Origin of the sequence: Methanobrevibacter sp. AbM4 (genome assembly GCF_000404165.1) — an archaeon.
GTDB lineage: Archaea > Methanobacteriota > Methanobacteria > Methanobacteriales > Methanobacteriaceae > Methanarmilla > Methanarmilla boviskoreani.
In genome coordinates, this window is record NC_021355.1 from 1,023,645 (window position 1) to 1,043,898 (window position 20,254).

14 protein-coding genes are annotated in these 20,254 nt (G+C 26.3%); 9 read left to right on the plus strand and 5 right to left on the minus strand.

The features are described 5' to 3' along the window. The first annotated feature begins 145 nt into the window (after nt 1-145). The 3 genes from ABM4_RS04155 (at nt 146) to gdhA (ending at nt 3,189) form a co-directional block, all read left to right on the plus strand. Nucleotides 146-376 (plus strand): hypothetical protein, encoded by a 231-nt coding sequence (locus ABM4_RS04155; protein WP_048200836.1) that lies wholly within the window; start codon nt 146-148, stop codon nt 374-376. 359 nt (nt 377-735) lie between these two features. After that, nucleotides 736-1,410, plus strand: coding sequence for a hypothetical protein (locus ABM4_RS04160; protein ID WP_048200837.1), 675 nt, complete (start codon nt 736-738; stop codon nt 1,408-1,410). A 444-nt stretch (nt 1,411-1,854) separates the two neighbouring features. Continuing rightward, nucleotides 1,855-3,189: an NADP-specific glutamate dehydrogenase gene (gene gdhA / locus ABM4_RS04165; protein ID WP_016358428.1), complete on the plus strand. Its 1,335-nt coding sequence runs from the start codon at nt 1,855-1,857 to the stop codon at nt 3,187-3,189. A 402-nt stretch (nt 3,190-3,591) separates the two neighbouring features. Here the strand turns inward: gdhA and ABM4_RS04170 are convergent, their stop codons facing one another. After that, on the minus strand, nt 3,592-3,993 hold the full coding sequence (locus ABM4_RS04170) for a helix-turn-helix domain-containing protein (protein WP_016358429.1): 402 nt from the start codon (nt 3,991-3,993) through the stop codon (nt 3,592-3,594). A gap of 169 nt (nt 3,994-4,162) precedes the next feature. Between ABM4_RS04170 and ABM4_RS04175 the strand changes: the two genes are divergently transcribed. Beyond that, complete coding sequence (locus ABM4_RS04175) at nt 4,163-5,335, plus strand: MalY/PatB family protein (RefSeq protein WP_016358430.1); 1,173 nt, start codon at nt 4,163-4,165, stop codon at nt 5,333-5,335. 493 nt (nt 5,336-5,828) lie between these two features. Here the strand turns inward: ABM4_RS04175 and ABM4_RS04180 are convergent, their stop codons facing one another. The 3 genes from ABM4_RS04180 to ABM4_RS04190 all read right to left on the minus strand — a co-directional run bounded on the left by ABM4_RS04180 (nt 5,829) and on the right by ABM4_RS04190 (nt 8,665). Continuing rightward, nucleotides 5,829-7,202, minus strand: coding sequence for an MATE family efflux transporter (locus ABM4_RS04180; protein ID WP_016358431.1), 1,374 nt, complete (start codon nt 7,200-7,202; stop codon nt 5,829-5,831). Next, nucleotides 7,195-7,587 carry a MarR family winged helix-turn-helix transcriptional regulator gene (locus tag ABM4_RS04185; protein ID WP_016358432.1) on the minus strand — a complete coding sequence of 131 codons (393 nt, stop codon included), beginning with the start codon at nt 7,585-7,587 and terminating at the stop codon, nt 7,195-7,197. Before ABM4_RS04185 ends, ABM4_RS04180 begins: the two co-directional genes overlap by 8 nt. Nucleotides 7,588-7,879: 292 nt before the next feature. Continuing rightward, a complete protein-coding gene (locus ABM4_RS04190; RefSeq protein ID WP_016358433.1) occupies nt 7,880-8,665 on the minus strand; it encodes a TatD family hydrolase in 786 nt (261 codons plus the stop codon). A 120-nt stretch (nt 8,666-8,785) separates the two neighbouring features. On the opposite strand from ABM4_RS04190, the gene ABM4_RS04195 reads away from it, so the two are divergent. The 5 genes from ABM4_RS04195 (at nt 8,786) to ABM4_RS04215 (ending at nt 18,823) form a co-directional block, all read left to right on the plus strand. Beyond that, nucleotides 8,786-9,292 (plus strand): flavodoxin, encoded by a 507-nt coding sequence (locus ABM4_RS04195; RefSeq protein WP_016358434.1) that lies wholly within the window; start codon nt 8,786-8,788, stop codon nt 9,290-9,292. A gap of 31 nt (nt 9,293-9,323) precedes the next feature. Then, the gene (locus ABM4_RS04200) at nt 9,324-9,920 is read left to right on the plus strand and encodes a TMEM175 family protein (RefSeq protein WP_048200839.1); all 597 of its coding nucleotides are present in this window, start codon (nt 9,324-9,326) and stop codon (nt 9,918-9,920) included. Next, the gene (locus ABM4_RS04205; protein WP_016358436.1) at nt 9,910-10,479 is read left to right on the plus strand and encodes a TMEM175 family protein; all 570 of its coding nucleotides are present in this window, start codon (nt 9,910-9,912) and stop codon (nt 10,477-10,479) included. Before ABM4_RS04200 ends, ABM4_RS04205 begins: the two co-directional genes overlap by 11 nt. Before the next feature lie 508 nt (nt 10,480-10,987). After that, on the plus strand, nt 10,988-15,715 hold the full coding sequence (locus ABM4_RS04210; RefSeq protein WP_016358437.1) for an Ig-like domain-containing protein: 4,728 nt from the start codon (nt 10,988-10,990) through the stop codon (nt 15,713-15,715). Nucleotides 15,716-17,449: 1,734 nt separating this feature from the next. Then, nucleotides 17,450-18,823 (plus strand): MATE family efflux transporter, encoded by a 1,374-nt coding sequence (locus tag ABM4_RS04215; protein WP_016358438.1) that lies wholly within the window; start codon nt 17,450-17,452, stop codon nt 18,821-18,823. Between the two features lie 35 nt (nt 18,824-18,858). On the opposite strand, the gene ABM4_RS04220 is transcribed toward ABM4_RS04215, so the two are convergent. Beyond that, nucleotides 18,859-19,806 (minus strand): ketopantoate reductase family protein, encoded by a 948-nt coding sequence (locus ABM4_RS04220; RefSeq protein WP_016358439.1) that lies wholly within the window; start codon nt 19,804-19,806, stop codon nt 18,859-18,861. Between the last annotated feature and the right edge of the window lie 448 nt (nt 19,807-20,254).

Sequence of the window (20,254 nt, forward strand, 5' to 3'; positions counted from 1 at the left end):
TTTCACAAAGGCAATTTTTAATAAGAATTACATCAACACCCAAACATATGTTGTTGTTTTAAATAATCAGACCAAAATTGGTTTTATTAATGAAAATAATACATTAGATGGAATTATTTTAGATGACAATAATAACACAATAATATTGGATGAAAATGCCTTTAGATTTAATGTAAAATTAATATTGTTATCAGGTGTTAATTTCCCAATAAATAGGATTTCCAATGGTTCTACAAGTCAAAACCTAATAAACGGAACACTTAATAACACCACTTATTATGGCAACTTTATTCCAACTGTAGGTGGCAATTATCTTGTTAATGCTAACTTACTTATAGCGGTTTACTTAAATTATCCATTAAAACTGGAATATTAAAAATAATCAATAAAGACCTTAATAATATTACTAAATTCTATAAAGGTCCGGAAGGGTTAAGTGCTAAATTAATATATTCAGACGGTAACCCTGTTATAAATGCTGGATTAAGAATTATCATCAATGGAACAGAATATAATCTTACAACCGATAATAATGGTATTGTTTATTTACCTATTGAATTAAATAGTGGAGCATATAATGTAATTACAACATATAACGGTTCTGATTTATATAATCCAATTATTGTTCATTCAATTATTGTAGTTAAATCTACTTTAGAGGTAAAAGATGTTGTTAAAGTATATAAAAATGATACCCAATATTATGCATTATACTTGGACAGTGAAGGTAATCCATTGGCAAATACTAGTGTAAACATTACAGTCTGTGGAAAAACTTACTTAAAACAAACTAACGATCAAGGAATCGCAAAGTTAAACATTAACCTTTTACCAAGAGAATATACGATTACAACTGTAAACCCTATAACTGGAGAGGAAAAAACCACTATGATTAGTGTTATTTCACCAATTATTGAGAATAAAAACATTGTAATGTACTATAAAAATGGTACTAAATTCTCAGTTAGAGTTTTAGGTAATGATGGAAATGTTGTAGCAGGTGCTGCAGTTAACTTCACTGTCAGTGGAAAAACCTATACCAAAATCTCTGATAGTGAGGGTATTGCAAGTTTAAATATTAATCTAGCTCCAAAAACATACACCATCACTACAACTTACGGTGACTATAAAGTCTCTAATAAGATTACAGTACTTCCAAGAATTACTGCTCAAAATCTTAATATGAAATACAAAGATGGTTCTAAGTATGCTGTTAAAGTTGTTGATAATCATGGAAATCCATTAGCAGGTCAAAGAGTGAAAATTACTGTCAGTAAGAAATCCTATTATAAAACAACTGATAATAATGGTATGGCTTATTTAAACATTAATTTAAAACCAGGTAAATATTCCATTGTCTCAGAATTTGGAGAACATAAGGTTACAAGTAAAATAACAATTTCTAAATAGGAATTAAACATTAATCCCTATTCTTTTTTTTATTTTTTAAAAAAAAAGTTTTCATCACATCTATTCAATTTAAATTAGGTGCCGATTAATTCTATTTTTAAATTTTGTAAATTGAAATATGCATTATTTTAAAATAAATCATAATTTTAAAGTATTATTATTTATAATAAAATCCTTTTTTTAAACTGGAATTAAATATTTTTATAATTTTTATTCTAAATATTTAGTTTTAATATATAATTTCGCTATTTTTGTAAAAAAATTGAACAATGTTTAATTTTTTATTAATCAGGATTATATTACACGAAAATAAACCAATATTTAATAGGATAATATCCAAATTTACTAGATTAAATATGAAAATTTAAATATGATGCTTAACAAAGTTTTACTAGGTATAAAGGAAAAGATTTATACAAAAAATTTTAGAATGAGAGATTTATTATGTCTTATGTAGATGAAGTAATTAATCAAATAAAAAAAGAAAATCCAAGTGAACCTGAGTTTCATCAGACAGTCACTGAGGTTTTAAAATCAATAGAACCGGCAATTCTTGAAAAGGAAGAGGAATATAGAAGAGATGCACTTCTAGAAAGATTAACTAATCCTGAAAGACAAATTAAATTTAGAGTTCCATGGGTAAATGATGAAGGAGAAGTGGAAGTAAATACAGGATATAGGGTACAGTTTAATAGTGCAATTGGTCCTGTTAAAGGAGGGCTTAGATTCCACCCATCAGTAAACTTAGGAATTATTAAGTTTTTAGGATTTGAACAGATTTTCAAGAATTCATTAACAGGACTTCCAATTGGTGGAGCTAAAGGAGGTTCTAACTTTGATCCTAAAGGTAAATCCGACCGCGAAGTAATGACTTTCTGTCAAAACTTTATGACTGAATTATATAAATATATTAATGCAGATAGAGATGTACCTGCTGGAGATATAGGTGTGGGTGCTAGAGAAATTGGTTATTTATTTGGTCAATATAAAAAGATTACTGGACAATTTGAAGGTGTTTTAACTGGTAAAGGATTAACATATGGTGGATCACTTGCTAGAACCGAAGCAACAGGTTATGGACTTCTTTATTTTACAGACACACTTCTTAAAAATGAGGACATTTCTATTAAGGATAAGGATATAATTGTTTCTGGTGCTGGAAATGTGGCTATATATGCAATTGAGAAAGCTAAACAATTAGGTGGAAATCCAATTACTGCATCTGATTCAACAGGATGGGTATATGATCCTGAGGGTATTGACTTAAAATTACTTAAGGAAATTAAAGAAGTCAGAAGAGGAAGAATGTATGATTATGCTGCAGAAAGACCTTCTGCCGAATATCATGAAGGTAAAGGTGTATGGACAGTAGATGGGGATATAGCTCTTCCATGTGCAACACAGAATGAAATCGACCTTAATGATGCTAAGGCTTTAGTGGATAATAATGTAATTGCTGTATGTGAAGGTGCAAATATGCCTTCAACTATTGATGCAACCAATTATTTCTTGGACAATGACGTATTATTTGGACCTGCAAAAGCTGCAAACGCAGGCGGTGTTGCTGTTTCCGCACTTGAAATGACCCAAAACTCAGAAAGAATCCACTGGACATTTGAACAAGTTGATGACATGTTAAAAAATATCATGGTCAATATATTCAACAACATTAGTAATGCTGCCGATAAATATAACCAACCTAAAAACTTTGTTGTAGGTGCAAATATTCATGGATTTGAACAAGTATCAGACGCTATGCAATCACAAGGAATTGTATAAATTATGAAATTTAATTTTCATAATTTTCTTTTTTTTAATTTAAATTTACTTTAATTGATAAATCCATTTTTTTATAAAATAAGACCCAATTAGGTTTATTCTTTAATTTGAAAAATTAAATAATTATTAAACAAGTTTAAAAACCTTTCTGTAACTTTAAAAGTTTATCTATTTAAAATAAAAACAATAAGAATATTAAACAAAAAGAACTATTTTATTTATAATAATATTAATAATATTAATAATTATAATATAATAAAATATTTTTTAAAAATTAGAACTATTTTATTTCTAAAAATTTAAACGAAAAATAAGCTTTTCTTATAATATTTAATTTATTAAAATTTAAAATTCGAATAAAACATCAAATGATTAAATGTAAAGAATTATTAAAAATTATTATTAATTCTCATTTTCAATTTCCAAGGTATCCTTAAACTCATCTTTAATCATATCTCTATCTGAATCTTTTAAATCAAGATAATAAGAGTCAGTATCAATGGTAAATTCAGCTAATTCAAATAAAACTTTGTTTAATCTTTTACCTTTCTCAGTTAGTTTATATTCAGTTTCAAGCTTATTATCAGGATTTCCTATTTTTATTACTAATTCATTTTCTTCCATATACTTTAAACATTCTGATAATACTTTATTGGATAGTTTTGGCTTATTTTCTTTAAACTGATTAAAATGAGTTTTTCCAAAAAACATATCTCTAATAATTAAAACTAACCATTTTTTCTGAATCAAATTTACAGCTTGTTCTATAGGACAAGATTTACATAATGACATAGCATCAGACATTTTTTTAAACCTCAGATATATTATATTTAACTATATTTATATAAATAAGGTAACTTAAAAGTTACATAAAATATAATTACAACTATTTAATTATTATATTACCTTCTAAAAAAAAACAATAACAAAATTATTTATTTAATTATAATATATTATAGTTTGAGTTGAAAATATGAGATATGACTTTGACACTATTATAAATCGTAAAGATACAAACTCAGTGAAATGGGATTTCTATGATTGTGAAGTCCCTATGTGGGTAGCAGATATGGATTTTAAAGTAGCAACTGAAATAAAAGATGCTTTAAGTTCAAAAGTAAACGAAGGCATATATGGATATACCCTAATTCCAGATGAGTGGTATGACGCTTATATCAATTGGTGGAAAAAATATGGTATTGTTCATAAAAAAGAATGGTTAAAATTTACAAATTCTGTAATGCCTGCAATATCCTCTTTAATTAGAGAATTTACAGAGGAAAATGATAAAGTCCTTATTCAAACTCCTGTTTATCATGTATTCTTTTATGTTATTGAAGATAATAATAGGATAGTTGAAGAGAATAAACTAATTTATGATGGTGAAAACTATTCAATTGATTTTAATGATTTAGAAGAAAAATTTAAAGATCCCAAAGTTAAACTAATGCTTTTATGTAATCCCCATAACCCTATTGGTAAAATTTGGACCAAAGATGAACTAAAGAAAATCGGAGAACTTGCAGATAAATATGATGTTATTGTAATCTCAGATGAAATTCATTGTGATTTAACAAATCCAGGTCTTATTTATACTCCCTATATCTCAGCATCTAATAAAAACAGGAATAATAGTATTACAACATTATCACCAAGTAAATCATTTAATATTGCAGGAATTAAAACCGCGGCAATTAGTATTCCAAATGAAAACATTAGAGAAAAGGCTTTTAATCATATTCAAATTGAGGGACTATCAGATCCGAATTTATTTGCATGTTCAGCTGCAATTGCAGCTTATAATCATGGTGAAGATTGGCTGAATCAATTAAGGGATTATATATACAACAATAAACTATTTTTAGATGAATATCTAAAAGAAGAAATACCTGACTTAAAATTAGTTCCATCAGAGGCAACATATCTTTTATGGATTGATTGTAGTAAATTAAATATTAAATCCAAAGAGTTTAATGATTTTTTACTTGAGAAAGCAAAGGTCGTATTTTCCCCAGGTTATGAGTTTGGTGAAAATGGAGATCAATTTATAAGAATAAATGTAGCTTGTCCTAGAAAATTATTAGAAGATGGACTTAAAAGATTGAAGAAAGGCGTTGAACTTTATAAAGAAGAGTTTAATATTTAAAATTTAAATATTAAAAATCCTTTTTATAAATTTTTAATAAAAAAACAGTCAATTTACACTAACTATATATAACAGTTAAAATAATGATATTTTTTTTTACTCTTTTTGATTATATAAAATTATCAAGTTAATTTATTTAAAAAAAATATTGAATTCTTTAATTTCTACAGCGGAAGAAAATAGATTTTGATATTCTATTATATAAAAGATAATCTTTAAAAATTTAATTAAAAAATCGGCATTTTCCTTATTTTTATAAAAATACAGAAAACTTTGATATTTTTTATAAAACAATAACAATTTTCAATATAAAAATAGGTAAATATTTTCTTTAAAGAAAAAAAGAATCTGAAAATTAATGTTTTTTGATAAACCATAAAGTAAGTAAATATTTTCTTTAAATGATATTAAAGTAAGCTTATAAAATTTTAAATTTATTAAGAAATCATATAAATTGAAGTTCTTAAAATGTAAAATATTAAAGGAAAAAATATTAGGAATTATTTTTAAGACCTTTAATATATAATCTACACCATATATAGGCAATCACACTACCTATAGCTGCAGCTAAAACCATACCACCATAAATACCTCTTTGACCTATGTGTAATATTACTCCAAAGAAGTATGCAAGTGCTATCTCAAGTAATAATGCCCTAAACAATGTAATAACAAAAGATATTACACCTTTTCCTATTCCTTGGAATACCATAGCAGAAATCATACCTGCAGGTACAGCAAGTAAGAACAAACATAATATTTTAAGTACCTCTGATATTAATGGAGCTAACATTGCACTTTGATCCGTATATGCAAATAATAATGCTATATAATCAGATCCAAAGAACATTACTATACATAGAATAATTGATACTATATATGATAATTTTATAGCATATTTATGTGCGAATTCTAGTTTATCATAATCTTTTGCACCATAAGCTGCCCCTGCAACTGTAAGCATTGCAGTACCTACACCAATAAGTGGAATCATTGCAAGTTGGTTAATTCTTCCGGCAGATGTATATACAGCTACTGCAGTTGTACCTGCAACTAATGTAAGCATCCAATTCATAACCATCATCATAACAGAGAAAACAATTCCCTCTGCCATGTTTGGAATAGCAACTAATCCTATTTGTTTTAAAATATATGAGTCATATTTAAATGCTGATCTTGTAATGTTTAAGTATGTATCTTTATTAACCCATATCCAATAAGCCATTACAAAACATGCGATTAATGAAGATATAACAGATGCCCATGCAGCACCTCCAACACCCATTCCAAATACATAAATGAATATTGGATCTAATACTATGTTTAAAACAGCTGTAACTGCAACCGCATACATTGATCTTGTTGCATCACCTTCAGATCTTAATATTGCAGCAAGTACACCATTGAATATAAATGAAAATGTACATATAAACACAACATTACCATAATCTAAACCCATTTGTAATGAGCTACCAGCACCCATTAATAATAGAATTTCTTTTAGAAATGGAACCAATAAAACTGGAACCAATACGGATAATATTACTGCAATTAGTATTGAGTGAACTGCGGAGTTGTCTGCAAGTGGTTTGTTTTTTGCCCCAATAGCACGTGCAATTATTGAATTTGCACCTGCTCCTATACCATTTCCCACATTAACTATAATAAAGAATAATGGTGAAATAAAACCTAATGCTGCTAATGCATTTGATCCAAGACCTGCCACCCATAAACTGTCTGCTATATTATATAACATGACAAGAAACATGGATAACATTGTTGGATATGACAACTTACGAATAGCAATTTTAGGATCTCCACGTATTAATTCAATGTTTCGTTTAGTTCTATCATCGTTTTTACTCATTACACTCCTCCTTATAAATTAATTCAAGTGATTTTCCCGTAATATATTGTACATGTTCAAGAAATTCTTTCTTATACTCATTATCATTATCACAGATAGCATTTTCCCATTCCTCTTCATATTTTTTAATTCTATCTGCAAACTCAATTCCTTCCTCGGTTAAAAAAAGTAGGTTTTGGCGTTTGTCATTGGGATCCTGTTCTTTTTTAAGTAGACCTTTCTCTTCAAGACTTTGTACACTTCTACTAATAGATGCTTTATCTATTTGTAAATCATATGATAATAATTCCTGGTTAATTTTCTTATTTGACCTATTATACAATCCCATTTTATTTAATATCTCAACCTGACTTTTTCCAATATCTGGAGAATTAAGTTTTTCCATTATATATATGGTTTTTGAACGAATTATTATGGTTAATAAAAGGGTTATACTATCAATTGATAGCCATCCTTTATTCTTAATAAAATCCGACAGAATATCACCCCAATTTTAAAAAAATTAGTAAAAAAAATAACTATTGATAAATCACACTGTAATTAAAAATAATAGTAAAAATAAGATTATTGATATATCAACAATTAAATTAATATTTGAACATTTTAATATATAAATGTTGTCATATCAACAATTAAAAATTTAAAAAAAAATAAGATTTTTAAAAATTAAAAATGAATCAAATATTAAAAAAGCTTTTAGTATTTTTATAAACTTGTTTTGAAAGCTTATCTGAATCTAAACCCATTTCAGATGCGATACGCTCCAATATATGAGGTAAATATTTTGGTTCATTTCTATGTTTTTTTGGTTTAGGTTTCAAATCCCTAGGAATTAAAAATGGCCCATCTGTTTCAATCATAAGTTTCTGAGGCGGAATATATTTAACAGCTTCCCGAAGGTCATCACCTCGTCTTTCATCACATATCCAACCTGTAACGCCTATATAACAACCTAAAGACAGATACTCTTCAACCTCATTCTTGTTTCCTGTAAAACAATGTACTACAGATTTCTCTGCTACACTTGGAAATTGTTTTAGAATATTTGAAAAATCAGGATATGATTCTCTATCATGAAGAAACACTGGCATGTCTAATTTTTCTGCAAGTTCTAATTGTTTTTTAAACCATTTCCTCTGAATATCTTGAGGGGAATAATTTCTATTATAATCAAGACCACATTCACCTAAAGAAACTACAGAACCATTACCAGCCAATTCTTCTAAAATTTTTATTGTATTTTCATCACATGTTTTTGCATCATGAGGATGAACACCGGCAGTTGAATATAAGATACCCGGATATTTTTCTGAATATTCTGCCGCCTCAACACTGGATTGAATATCTGCCCCTGTAATAATGGCATTAGTAACTCCTACATTTTGAGCATTTTTAATTACTTCTTCACGGTCCTTATTATAAGATTTATGCATTAAATTTAAACCAATATCTATATACTTCATAAAAATTCCCTCTTAATAAGTTATTTATAAACTATTTAATATAATCTAACTTTATTAAAAAAAATTAATATGCACTAATTTAAATATATTAATATTTATAAATAAAAACTAAGTGATATTATGAATAATCTAATTATATATTTTTCAAGAAGGGGAGAAAATTATCTTAACGGTTCTTTGGTCAATTTTGAAGTTGGAAATGCAGAGGTTTTAGTAGAACATATTAAAGAATTTATTGATGCTGATACTTTTCAAGTAGAAACCAAGGAAAGTTATCCAGATTCTTATATGGAAACAATTGAAATTGCAAAAAAAGAACAAGAAAACAATGTTTATCCCGAACTTAAGGAATACCTTGATGATATAAGCCAATACGATACAATTTATATTGTTTCTCCAAACTGGTGGGGAACTTTACCAATGCCTTTACAAGGACAATTGAAACAACTCGATTTTACAGGAAAAACCGTGAAAACCCTCATTACTCATGAGGGATCTGGATTAGGAAATTCCATGAAAGATATTAAAAAGCTTTGTAATGGTGCAGATATTAAAGATGGACTTGATATTAAAGGTTCCGATGTACAAAAAGCTAAAGATGAAATTAAAGAATGGATTGAATATTAGTCTTATTAAAAATTAATTAATGGTGTTCTTATTGGATTCAGGTCGTTTTGAAACTTTTATTGATGCTATACTTGCTATAATGATGACAGTTATGGTACTTAAAATACCACAGCCCGAAACATTAAGTTTATCTGGAATTATGGATTTAAGCGTAGTATATCTCAGTTATTTAATTAGCTTTATTATTATTGCAAGTATTTGGAATAATCATAGAAAACTATTTGATAAAATTAAAAAAATAGATAATTATGTTATTGCAATATATATGGTATTAACATTTATTATAACTCTAGTCCCATACTTTACATATTGGGTTTCTGGAAACCCATATTCATTAGCTCCAGAAATATGTTATGGAAGTCTATTTATTTTAACAAATGTTTTATATTTACTGGCTAGCCATATTGCGGTAAAACATGATAAATTTAATAAAAATAGTCATCTTGACAGTTCAAGATACGTTAATTTGAATTTAATAATTTATACCATATTTATTATAGGATTCTTAATAGGCATATATATTAATCCTATTGCAATCTTAATATCTTGTTTGTTAAGTGCAATTGTTTGGAATTTACCACTTAAAATTATAAACATATTGGATAATAGTGATACTCATGGATACTGAAAGATTTGAGGCATTAATCGATGCTATTTTAGCAATTATCGTTACTTTAATTATTTTGGAAATTCCAATACCAGCACATCCGGATTTTGCCAGTTTATGGGAAGTAAGAATAGAGTTTCTTGCATATTTAGTAAGTTTCTTTATTGTTTTTAATATTTGGAATTCACACCATAATCTATTTATTAGAATAAATAAATTAAACAGTACAATTGTTTGGACAAGTTTGGCAGGAATATTCATTTTAAGCTTTATTCCATACTTTACAACTATGGTTTCAGAACAATTTAATTCATTTTTTGCTCAAGCTTGTTTTGGATCTATATTTATACTTCTCCACATACATTATGTTATACAAGCAGAAATAATTAAAAGGACTGACCCAGCCAATGTTGCGCTTATTATTTATTTAGATAAAGGAGAGCATAACTCATTATTTGAATTTATACTATTTACAATATCATACATTCTTGGATATTTCGTTTATCCACCTTTAATAATGGTAGGCTGTCTCATTGCAATGAGTTATTGGATAATTTCCGATCAGTATTTAACTGATTAACTTTTTTTTATTTTTATATTTAAATCCAAATATAATACATTTATTATTATAAAATAAACCATTGAATTTATTATTGAAAAAAAAATTCATTTCTATTTCTTTAAAAATAAAAATTTAATATAAGATTAGAAAAATGTATAAAAAACATATAAAATATTTTATACCTTTTAAAAGATTTAATAAAAGTTAATAACGTATTTTTTGTTCAATAAAAGACAAATCTTTTATATTATTATTGATTAAAATATTAACAAGTAATTTAATATTTATAAATTCCTTGTTTATTGTATTGAAGTATTATCGATTTTAATTAATAATTTTAAAAATTTTACAATACTTTAAAGTCTATTGAATAGAATGGAAAAATACTGTAAATATTAAAAAATTTATTTAATTAAATTCAACGAATTTAATGTATAATCTCTTTAAATTTTACATGATTTTTCCCTATATCAATGGATTTACTCCATTTAAATTTTATATAATCAATTTAAAAGGAGGTGAAAATATGCAAACTAAAAATAAGGTGTTCAGTATTATTATTTTACTTATTATATTAGGTTTATGTATTAATACCATATCAGCAACAGATGATACCTCAGGTACTGTTTCAGATAACACTACCATGTCAATTGACAGTAATTCATCAATCCAGAATTCTAATGTGACTAATCAGGTTACTTATAATAGTAGTTCTAACAGTAAACAATTACTTGCAGCTACTGCTAATGAGAGTAATGTTAATAAAGAGGACAGTTCTGATGCTGGAAGTTTCACTGATTTAAACACATTAATAAGTAATGGTGGAAATTATATTACTCTAAATAAAGATTATATATATAATCCAACTACAGATACTCATTATAAAAATGGTATAACCATATCAAAGTCAATTACGATAAACGGTAATGGATATACCATCAATGGATTAAATCAAGCGGAAGCATTTAATATAAAATCTAATAACGTTACATTTATTAATTGTACTTTTATCAATACAAATTCAACCAACTATGGTGGTGCAATATATTCAAATAAATCAAATAACACCAAAATTATAAACTGTAACTTTATCAATTCTACCGGAAAAAGTGGTGGTGGAGTATTTTTATTTGGTGGTAATGACTGTTATATAGATAATTGTACATTTATCAATACAAGTTCAGACTCTGGTGGTGCTATATACTGGTATAGTGCCAATGGAAATATCTCAAATTGTAGATTTATAAATGTAACTGGATTTGATGGTGGTGCAATATTCTGGAATAATGGAAAGGATACTAAAATTTTAAATTGTACTTTTGAAAATACTCATGCAAATGATTATGGTGGTGCAATATTCCTATTTGGTGTATCTTCCATGAGTTATTTTGAAATGAATAACTCTAATTTTATTAATACAAGTTCCGATGTTCAAGGTGGTGCAATATTCTGGTATGGTCCTAATGGAACCATTAGAAATTGTAACTTTATTAATGATAGCTCAGTAGAAAATGGTGGTGCAATTACTTGTGTAATTTGTGAAAATGGTACTATAGATAACTGTTCTATAGTAAATTGTTCATCTGCTGCAGGATCTGCAATCTATCAAGGAAACAATTATCTTATTATTAAAAATTCAATAATCTTAGATAACAGAGCAAATTCAACAGATTTAACCATTAATAGTTCCAACTCAAATATAATTATAACATTATATGGATTAGATAATCTTTACAATGGGATTTATATTAATGGAACCGTAAATGCAACCAACCTCACTTATTGGGGATTAAATGGTGTTACTAATACAGGTGATGAAAGTAAATTATTTAACTCTAATAATTTCACTGAAGCAGGTATCGGTTTAAAGATAAAAGTTATCGATTATGAAAATAATACATTAATAGATGATGTATATTATACTAATGAAAATGGTCAAGTTATACTTGATTTAAATAACTTATCTAGTTCAAAATTTTATTTAGTAAATGCAAGTCTAGATAATGAAACATATTATACCTCAATATCAAATAATGGAACTTTTGATTTAAGAAAAAATGTATCAAAAACTGAAATTAACGATATTATCTATGGTGATCAAGTTATAACTGTTGTATTTGATGATGATGTAACTGGTAATGCAACTGTATATATTAATAATACAAGATATACTGGAACCGTCATAAATGGTGTTTCTAAAATAAATATAGGCACTAAGAATGCTGGAAAATATGTAACAAATGTTAAATATTCCGGTGATAATAATTATTTAGGTTTTAATAATAAAGAAGTAAACTTCACAATTAATAAAACAAATCCCGTGCTTAATTTAAATGTAAATAATACTACATATGGCAATAATATTACAATTAACATCAACCTTACAGGTATTAATGGTGAGGGTTTAAATGATACTGTCAATTTAACAATTAATGGAACAAAATATATTGTCAACGTTGTTGATGGTGTAGGAAGCCAAATCTTAATACTCCCTAATATAGGTGTTTATGATATTGTTGCAAGCTTTGATAGTACAGATAATTATAATGCTGTTAGCAATACTAGTTCCTTTACAGTAAGTAAAGCAAATCTTACTTCATTTGATATCACTGTAATGAACACTACATATAACTCTGATAACACAATCAGCTTCAATGTAATAGGTGTAAATGATGAAGCAGTAGACGGTAAAATAATAGTAACCATAAACGGAAAAGACTACACAGTAGATGTAACCGCAGGCAAAGGAATCCTAATCCTAAAAGATCTAATACCAAATACCTATGACGTAGCAGCAGTATTCCAAGAAACAACAAACTACAACAACTCAACCAAAAACACACAATTCACAGTAAACAAAGCAACACCAACAATAACAATTACCACAGAAAACATTACCTACGGCAACGACGAAACACTAACAATCAAATTAACCGGAATAGGCAATACCGGATTAAACGGCACAGTAATATTAAACATCAATGGAACAGATTACACTGTAAATATTGTTAATGGTATAGGCAGTCAAGATATTGCCGAACCAAATGCAGGAATCTACGATATTACTGCAAACTACGAAGGTAATGAAAACTACACAAGCACAACTACTACAACAGATTATACTGTTGCAAAAGCAAATCTTACTTCATTTGATATCACTGTAATGAACACTACATACAACTCTGATAACACAATCAGCTTCAATGTAGCAGGCATAAACAATGAAGCAATAGACGGTAAAATAATCGTAACCATAAACGGAAAAGATTACACCGTAGACATAACTGCAGGCAAAGGAATATTAGTCCTAAAAGATCTAATACCAAATACCTATGATGTATTAGCAGTATTCCAAGAAACAACAAACTACAACAACTCAACCAAAAACACACAATTCACAGTAAACAAAGCAACACCAACAATAACAATTACCACAGAAAATATAACCTACGGCAACGACGAAACACTAACAATCAAATTAACCGGAATAGACAACACAGGATTAAACGGCACAGTAACATTAAACATTAACGGAACCAACTACACAATAACAATAACAGACGGAACAGGAACCCAAACCATAACCAAACCAAATGCAGGAAACTACAACATCACAGCAAACTACCAAGGAAACGAAAACTACACAACCACTACAAATACTGGAACATACACTGTTGGAAAAGCAAACATCACTTCATTCGATATCACTGTAATGAACACTACATACAACTCTGATAACACAATCAGCTTCAATGTAGCAGGCATAAACAATGAAGCAATAAATGGTGTAGTAATAGTAACTGTAAATGGTAATAACTATATAGTTAATATAGCATCAGGTAAAGGAACATTAGTCTTAAAAGATCTAATACCAAATACCTATGACGTAGCAGCAGTATTCCAAGAAACAAGGAACTATAACAGTTCAACAACAAATACAGAATTCATTGTAAGTAAATCTGCACCAGTAATCATTATAATTGGAGAAAACATTACCTATGGTAATGATGAAACTGTAACAATTATTCTTACTGGAGTAAACAATACTGGATTAAATGGTACTGTTGCTATTAGTCTTGATAGTTTTGAAGCTTTAAATGGTAGATTACTTGGTTCAGATATTATTAATGTTGAAATTATTAATGGTAAAGGTGTTTATGTATTTAAACAACTAAATGCAGGTATTTATAATATTTCTGCAGCATACGATGCTAATGAAAATTATAGTTCTGTTAATAATATGACTTCATTTACTGTTAATAAGGCAGATGTAAGTGTATTAAATGTTACTGTTAACGATTCAGTTTATGGTGGTATCAATACAGTTGATATTACTGCAATTGGTATAAATAATGAATTATTAAACGGTACTGTTAAAGTTAATGTTAATGGTAATGAATATAATCTTACCCTTAATAATGGTAAAGCTACATTGGATCTTGAAAATTTAACTACAGGTGATTATACTGTTAAAGTCACATTTGGAAATGATAACTATAATAATATCACAAATGAAACAAGCTTTACAATAAACAAATCATCTACTAATCTTAACATAAGTTTAGTTAACACCACATTTAATGGTAAAAACCATACAGCTAGATTTAATATTACATTAGATAGTTCTAATGGCATGTTATTAAACGAAACTGTTAATGTTACTATTAACAATAAGACCTATGCAGTCAATGTTGTTAATGGAACTGGTGTTTTAGATGTAGACGGTTTAAGTGCAGGTAATTATACTGTTGAATCCATATTTAATGGAAATGATAATTTTGACTCATCAAATAATACTGTTAACTTCACAATTGATTATTTAACTCCTGAATTAAATGTTAAAATTGTAACCGATGGTAATAAAGCTATCATTTATGTTACACTTACATATAATGGTACAGGATTAAATGGTACAGTTACAGTAAACTTTAATAACAAAAATTATACTGTAAATGTTATAGACGGAAAAGGTAATTTAACATTATCCAATCTTAAAAATGGAAAATATGGTATAAATGTTATATTTGATGGAGATAATATTTACTCAGGTATTAGCACTAATGCTTCATTTAGTATAGATGTTCCTGACAAGAATGGAACCGATAATGGAAATTCCAATACTGAAACATCTGAAGATAATAATCTTAAAAGTTTAAGATTTAATGGTAATACCTTACCTAAAACAGGTAATCCGATAATGGTTTTACTTTTAGCATTGATGGCATTAACTGTTGTTATTAAAAGAAAGGAATAATTTCTTAAAAGAAAGTTAAAAATAGGGTTATATTATTAAATAAATGTTTTAAATAGCATTAATTTATTAAATTATAATTCAATTATTAACTTTTCTTATTTTATATTTTTTTAATTGATCAGTCTATTTTTATATGATTCCATTAATTGGTATTAATAATCATATATGATTTTAAATAAGAAAAAAAATATTTTTATATATTAAAAATTTTATAAATTTTCATGTAATTCCGTCAGATTATAGATTTTCATAAGAATGAAAAATTTTTTATAAAAAATTAGAAATCAAAATTTTAAAAAAAATTAAAAAAAATTCATGAAATATGGATTTGTACTTCGATAAACTATACTATAACGAAGTAAAAAATTATCTGAAAATAAATTTGTCAAAACTTATGTAAATAAACTATTTGATGTATATGTAAACATATCATTTATAGCATTTTTTACAATTTTTAATTTTTTGAATTTTTCCAGATATTTTACACTTGAAATAGTACTTTATTACTTTTTTTAAAATTATTTATAAATAAGTATTACTTTTAGAGTGAATCAAATTTTTAATACAAATTTACTAGATTAGTAATACTTTTTAAAATTAATTAAACCCAAAAAATATTAATAAATATTAGGAATACTAAAAGTTAATACAAAATAATATAATTTGTAATAATTTATGAAAATCTTGATTGTATTACATTTATCAGGATTAAGTAATAATTTCAAGTATTACATTACCCTTAAAAAAGTAATAATCTATTGTATTACTAACTTCATTAAATTGTAATAATATTGAAATAGGAGAATCATAGAAAATCAATTTTTCCAATGGAATTTAAAAAACATTTTTTTATTACTTTTATTGATATTTAGTAATAAATTTTAGATCAAATTTAAGATTTAAAAATTTATTTTTAAAAATGGATTAAATCTTTTTATTTCATTAAATAAAATCAAAACACTTAATAAATATTTAAATATTAATTAATTACCCATATTTCTCATTAATTTCCAACATCAAATAGTAAATTTTAATATAGTTCATCAGATCAATTTAATTTTTAAAAATACTAGATTATATTAATTTTCTAAAATTTAATAAATTTTATTAAAAATTATTACTAATTTTTAAAAAATTAATAATAAATTAATACTAATTCAAAAATAAATAATACTTTTAAAATTAATACTAAATTTAAAAAAAGTAATATATATTTTTAAGTATTACTATTTTTTAAAAAAATATTACTTAATTATTATTACTAATTATATAATTTTTATTAATTTTACACACAAAATCTGATAAAAATATGAAAATTAATATTTTAAATCTAAAAATTTCATATGATATAATAAAATTTAGATAAAAATCATCAAAATTGGTATAATTAAATCTTTACATATATACTGAACATATTCAAAACAGGTGTTTCTATCAATTATTATAAATGTTAAAACAACTTTCAATTATTCAAAACAAAAAAAATTTTTATTAAATTTCTCTAAACCCTTATTTTTTAATATATCTGAAGATAATTCTTTAATTTTACAATAATTAAACTAAATTTATCACAAACATGAAATTAATAATTTTAATGCTAAACTATATTTATTATCATTTATTTAAAATTAAATAATCATGATTAAACAGTAATTACGTATAAAATTAATAACATGCATGAAATTTTTAGAAATACAATATGAAATCTAATTTTAAAATACATTAGGTGAAAAAATGGATGTTAATCAATCTAATGAGAATGTAAATTTAATTAAAGGTAATCCTAAAGAGGCTATTAGAAGGACTGCTCCTCCTATAATTATCTCACTTTTTGTAATGAGTTTATATAACATTGTAGATAGAATTTGGGTTGCAGGTTTAGGAACAGATCCTCTTGCAGCATTAGGATTTGTTGAACCACTCTTCATGATTATTATAGGATTAGGTGATGGTTTAGGTGCTGGTGCAAATTCTGTAATCTCCCGATTTATCGGTTCAAATGACTATGATGAAGCAAGTAATAGTAGTCTTCATGCTACATTAATTGTACTGATAATTTCAATCATATTTCCATTGATTTTCATTCCATTTCTAAGACAAATATTATCTTTAATGGGTGCATCAGATGTAATGAATTATGCAATGGATTATATTTTGGTTATATTTATATTTACTATTGCATTTTTATTTAATTGTTTATTTTCATTTCAATTAAGGGCTGAAGGAGATGCTAAACGTTCAACTGTCATTATGGTCAGTGGCGGATTAATAAATATTATACTTGATCCAATATTCATTTATATTTTAAACTTAGGTATTGCAGGATCTGCATATGCTACAGTAATATCTAATATTATTCCTGATTTATTGGCAATATACTGGATTTATCTTAGTAAATCTACATATATTGATTACAGTATTAAGAAATTTAAATTTAAATGGAGTTTAATTAAGAATTTACTTTTTGTAGGTCTTCCTGCAAGTATTGAGGAGTTAATAATGGCCGTTGTAAATATTGTATTAAATGGCATGTTATCAATTATTGCAGGAACTGCTGTAATAGCATCATTTACATCAGCATTTAGTATTATTGAAATAGGAATGATGCCAGGTATAGGTGTTGGTAATGCCGCAATTACAATCGCAGGAGTTGCATATAGTGCAGGAAGTTATAAGAAACTAAAAACAACCTGTCATTATTCAATAAAATTAAGTTTATTAATATCATCCATTACATTTGCAATAATTTACATATTTGCCCCACAGATAGCACATCTTTTCTCATATAGTGCATCTAATGGATCCTTAAATGTATTGGTTACAGAATGTCTAAGGGATTTAAGTTTCTTCGTTATTGTTGCTGCAATTGGTGGTGTCTGTGGAAATGTTCTTCAGGGAATGGGAAAAGGAATCACGTCACTAGGTTTAACTATTATACGTGAGTTAATCTTAGTTTTATTATTCAGTTTCTTATTCTGTTTCATATTATCCTGGGGAATTAAAGGGGTTTACTATGGAATGAGTATTGGTGCATTAATAGGTTCATTAATAGAATTTCTAGTGTTTGAATTATATTTAAAAAGGTTTAAGGAAGAAAAACTAAACTAAAACTTCCTTTCATTTAAATTTTTAAAAATAATCTTTTAAAATTCTGATTCTATTGCCTTTATCATATTGTAGATTACCTTATTAACAGTGACATCCACTCCATATTCTTCACCAAGATGTATAACATTACCATTTAATGAATCAATTTCCGTTTTTAATTTCCTTTCAATATCTTGTGAGGTAGATGAAACATGTTCATATGTATCAGGAACTAATTTTGAATAGAATAAATCTTTATACTCTGAAGAGTCATTCCAATCGACTGAATATGGTGAAACCTCAATAACATTGAAAATCTCATCTATTAACCTATTCATAATGTTAATGGTATATTCATTTTCGGTCAATTTTCCATAATTGACACCAAGAATAGCACCTAAAGGATTTAAAGCGCAATTATACAACATTTTAGCCCATAAAAACTTGGCAACATTATTAGTTACATTACATGGTATGCCTGATTTTGTGATAAGTTCTGCAATTGGTTTTAAAAGATTTATATCCCCATCCTGTAGGGTACCTAATTCAATAGGTTCCGAATATACTGTAATTTCACTTATGTTTCTTTCAGGTCTTCTAAAGCCAGTAATCACACGAGCACAGAATACCTTATCACTTGGAAAATATCTTAAGTATGGTTCATCATTTCCAAATCCATTTTGAAAAATGAGTATAATTCCATTATCTTTAAATATTTCTCTATTATCGTTAAGTTTAGAACTAATATCATCATTAGAGGTCGTTTTAGCCGTTATAAAAACATAATCTATAGAGTTTCTTGGAATATCATTATAATCGGTATATACATTAAATTCATCTGGCGAAATGCTTAAATGATTAAAAAGCCCAATTCTTTCAATTCCATTTTCCATAGCGTTTTTGGTTTTTTCACTTGCATAGAATGATACATCTGCACCCTGTGATATCATTGATGCACCCAATGCAATACCAATTGATCCGGAACCATCTATCAATATGTTCATTTTTTTTTACCTCCATTAATTCCAATTTGATTTTTAATTGACAGTATACTATTTGTTTTATGATTAATAATACTTTTTAATTTTATTATATTTTATTTATCTTATTACATTACTATCTGAACTTCTATTATAAATTCTGTTTTTAATTGAATATTTTTATTTAAATAGATAGTTACTATGTTTTATTAATTCAGTTAAATGGAATATTCATTCCCTTCTATTTAAATAAAAAATTATATTTTCCACAAAATTTATATTCCTTTTAAAATCAGGTAAAGCACTTTATATATTTAAGATTTATACTTTTTTAAAATTGAATAAGGTACTTTATTCTATTAAAGTATTCCACATATCTAAAAATAATATTTTTTTAAAATCAAGTAAAGTACTTTATTTTAATAGAAAATTTAAATATTATAATTAAGATAAATTAATTTAAATATAAAGG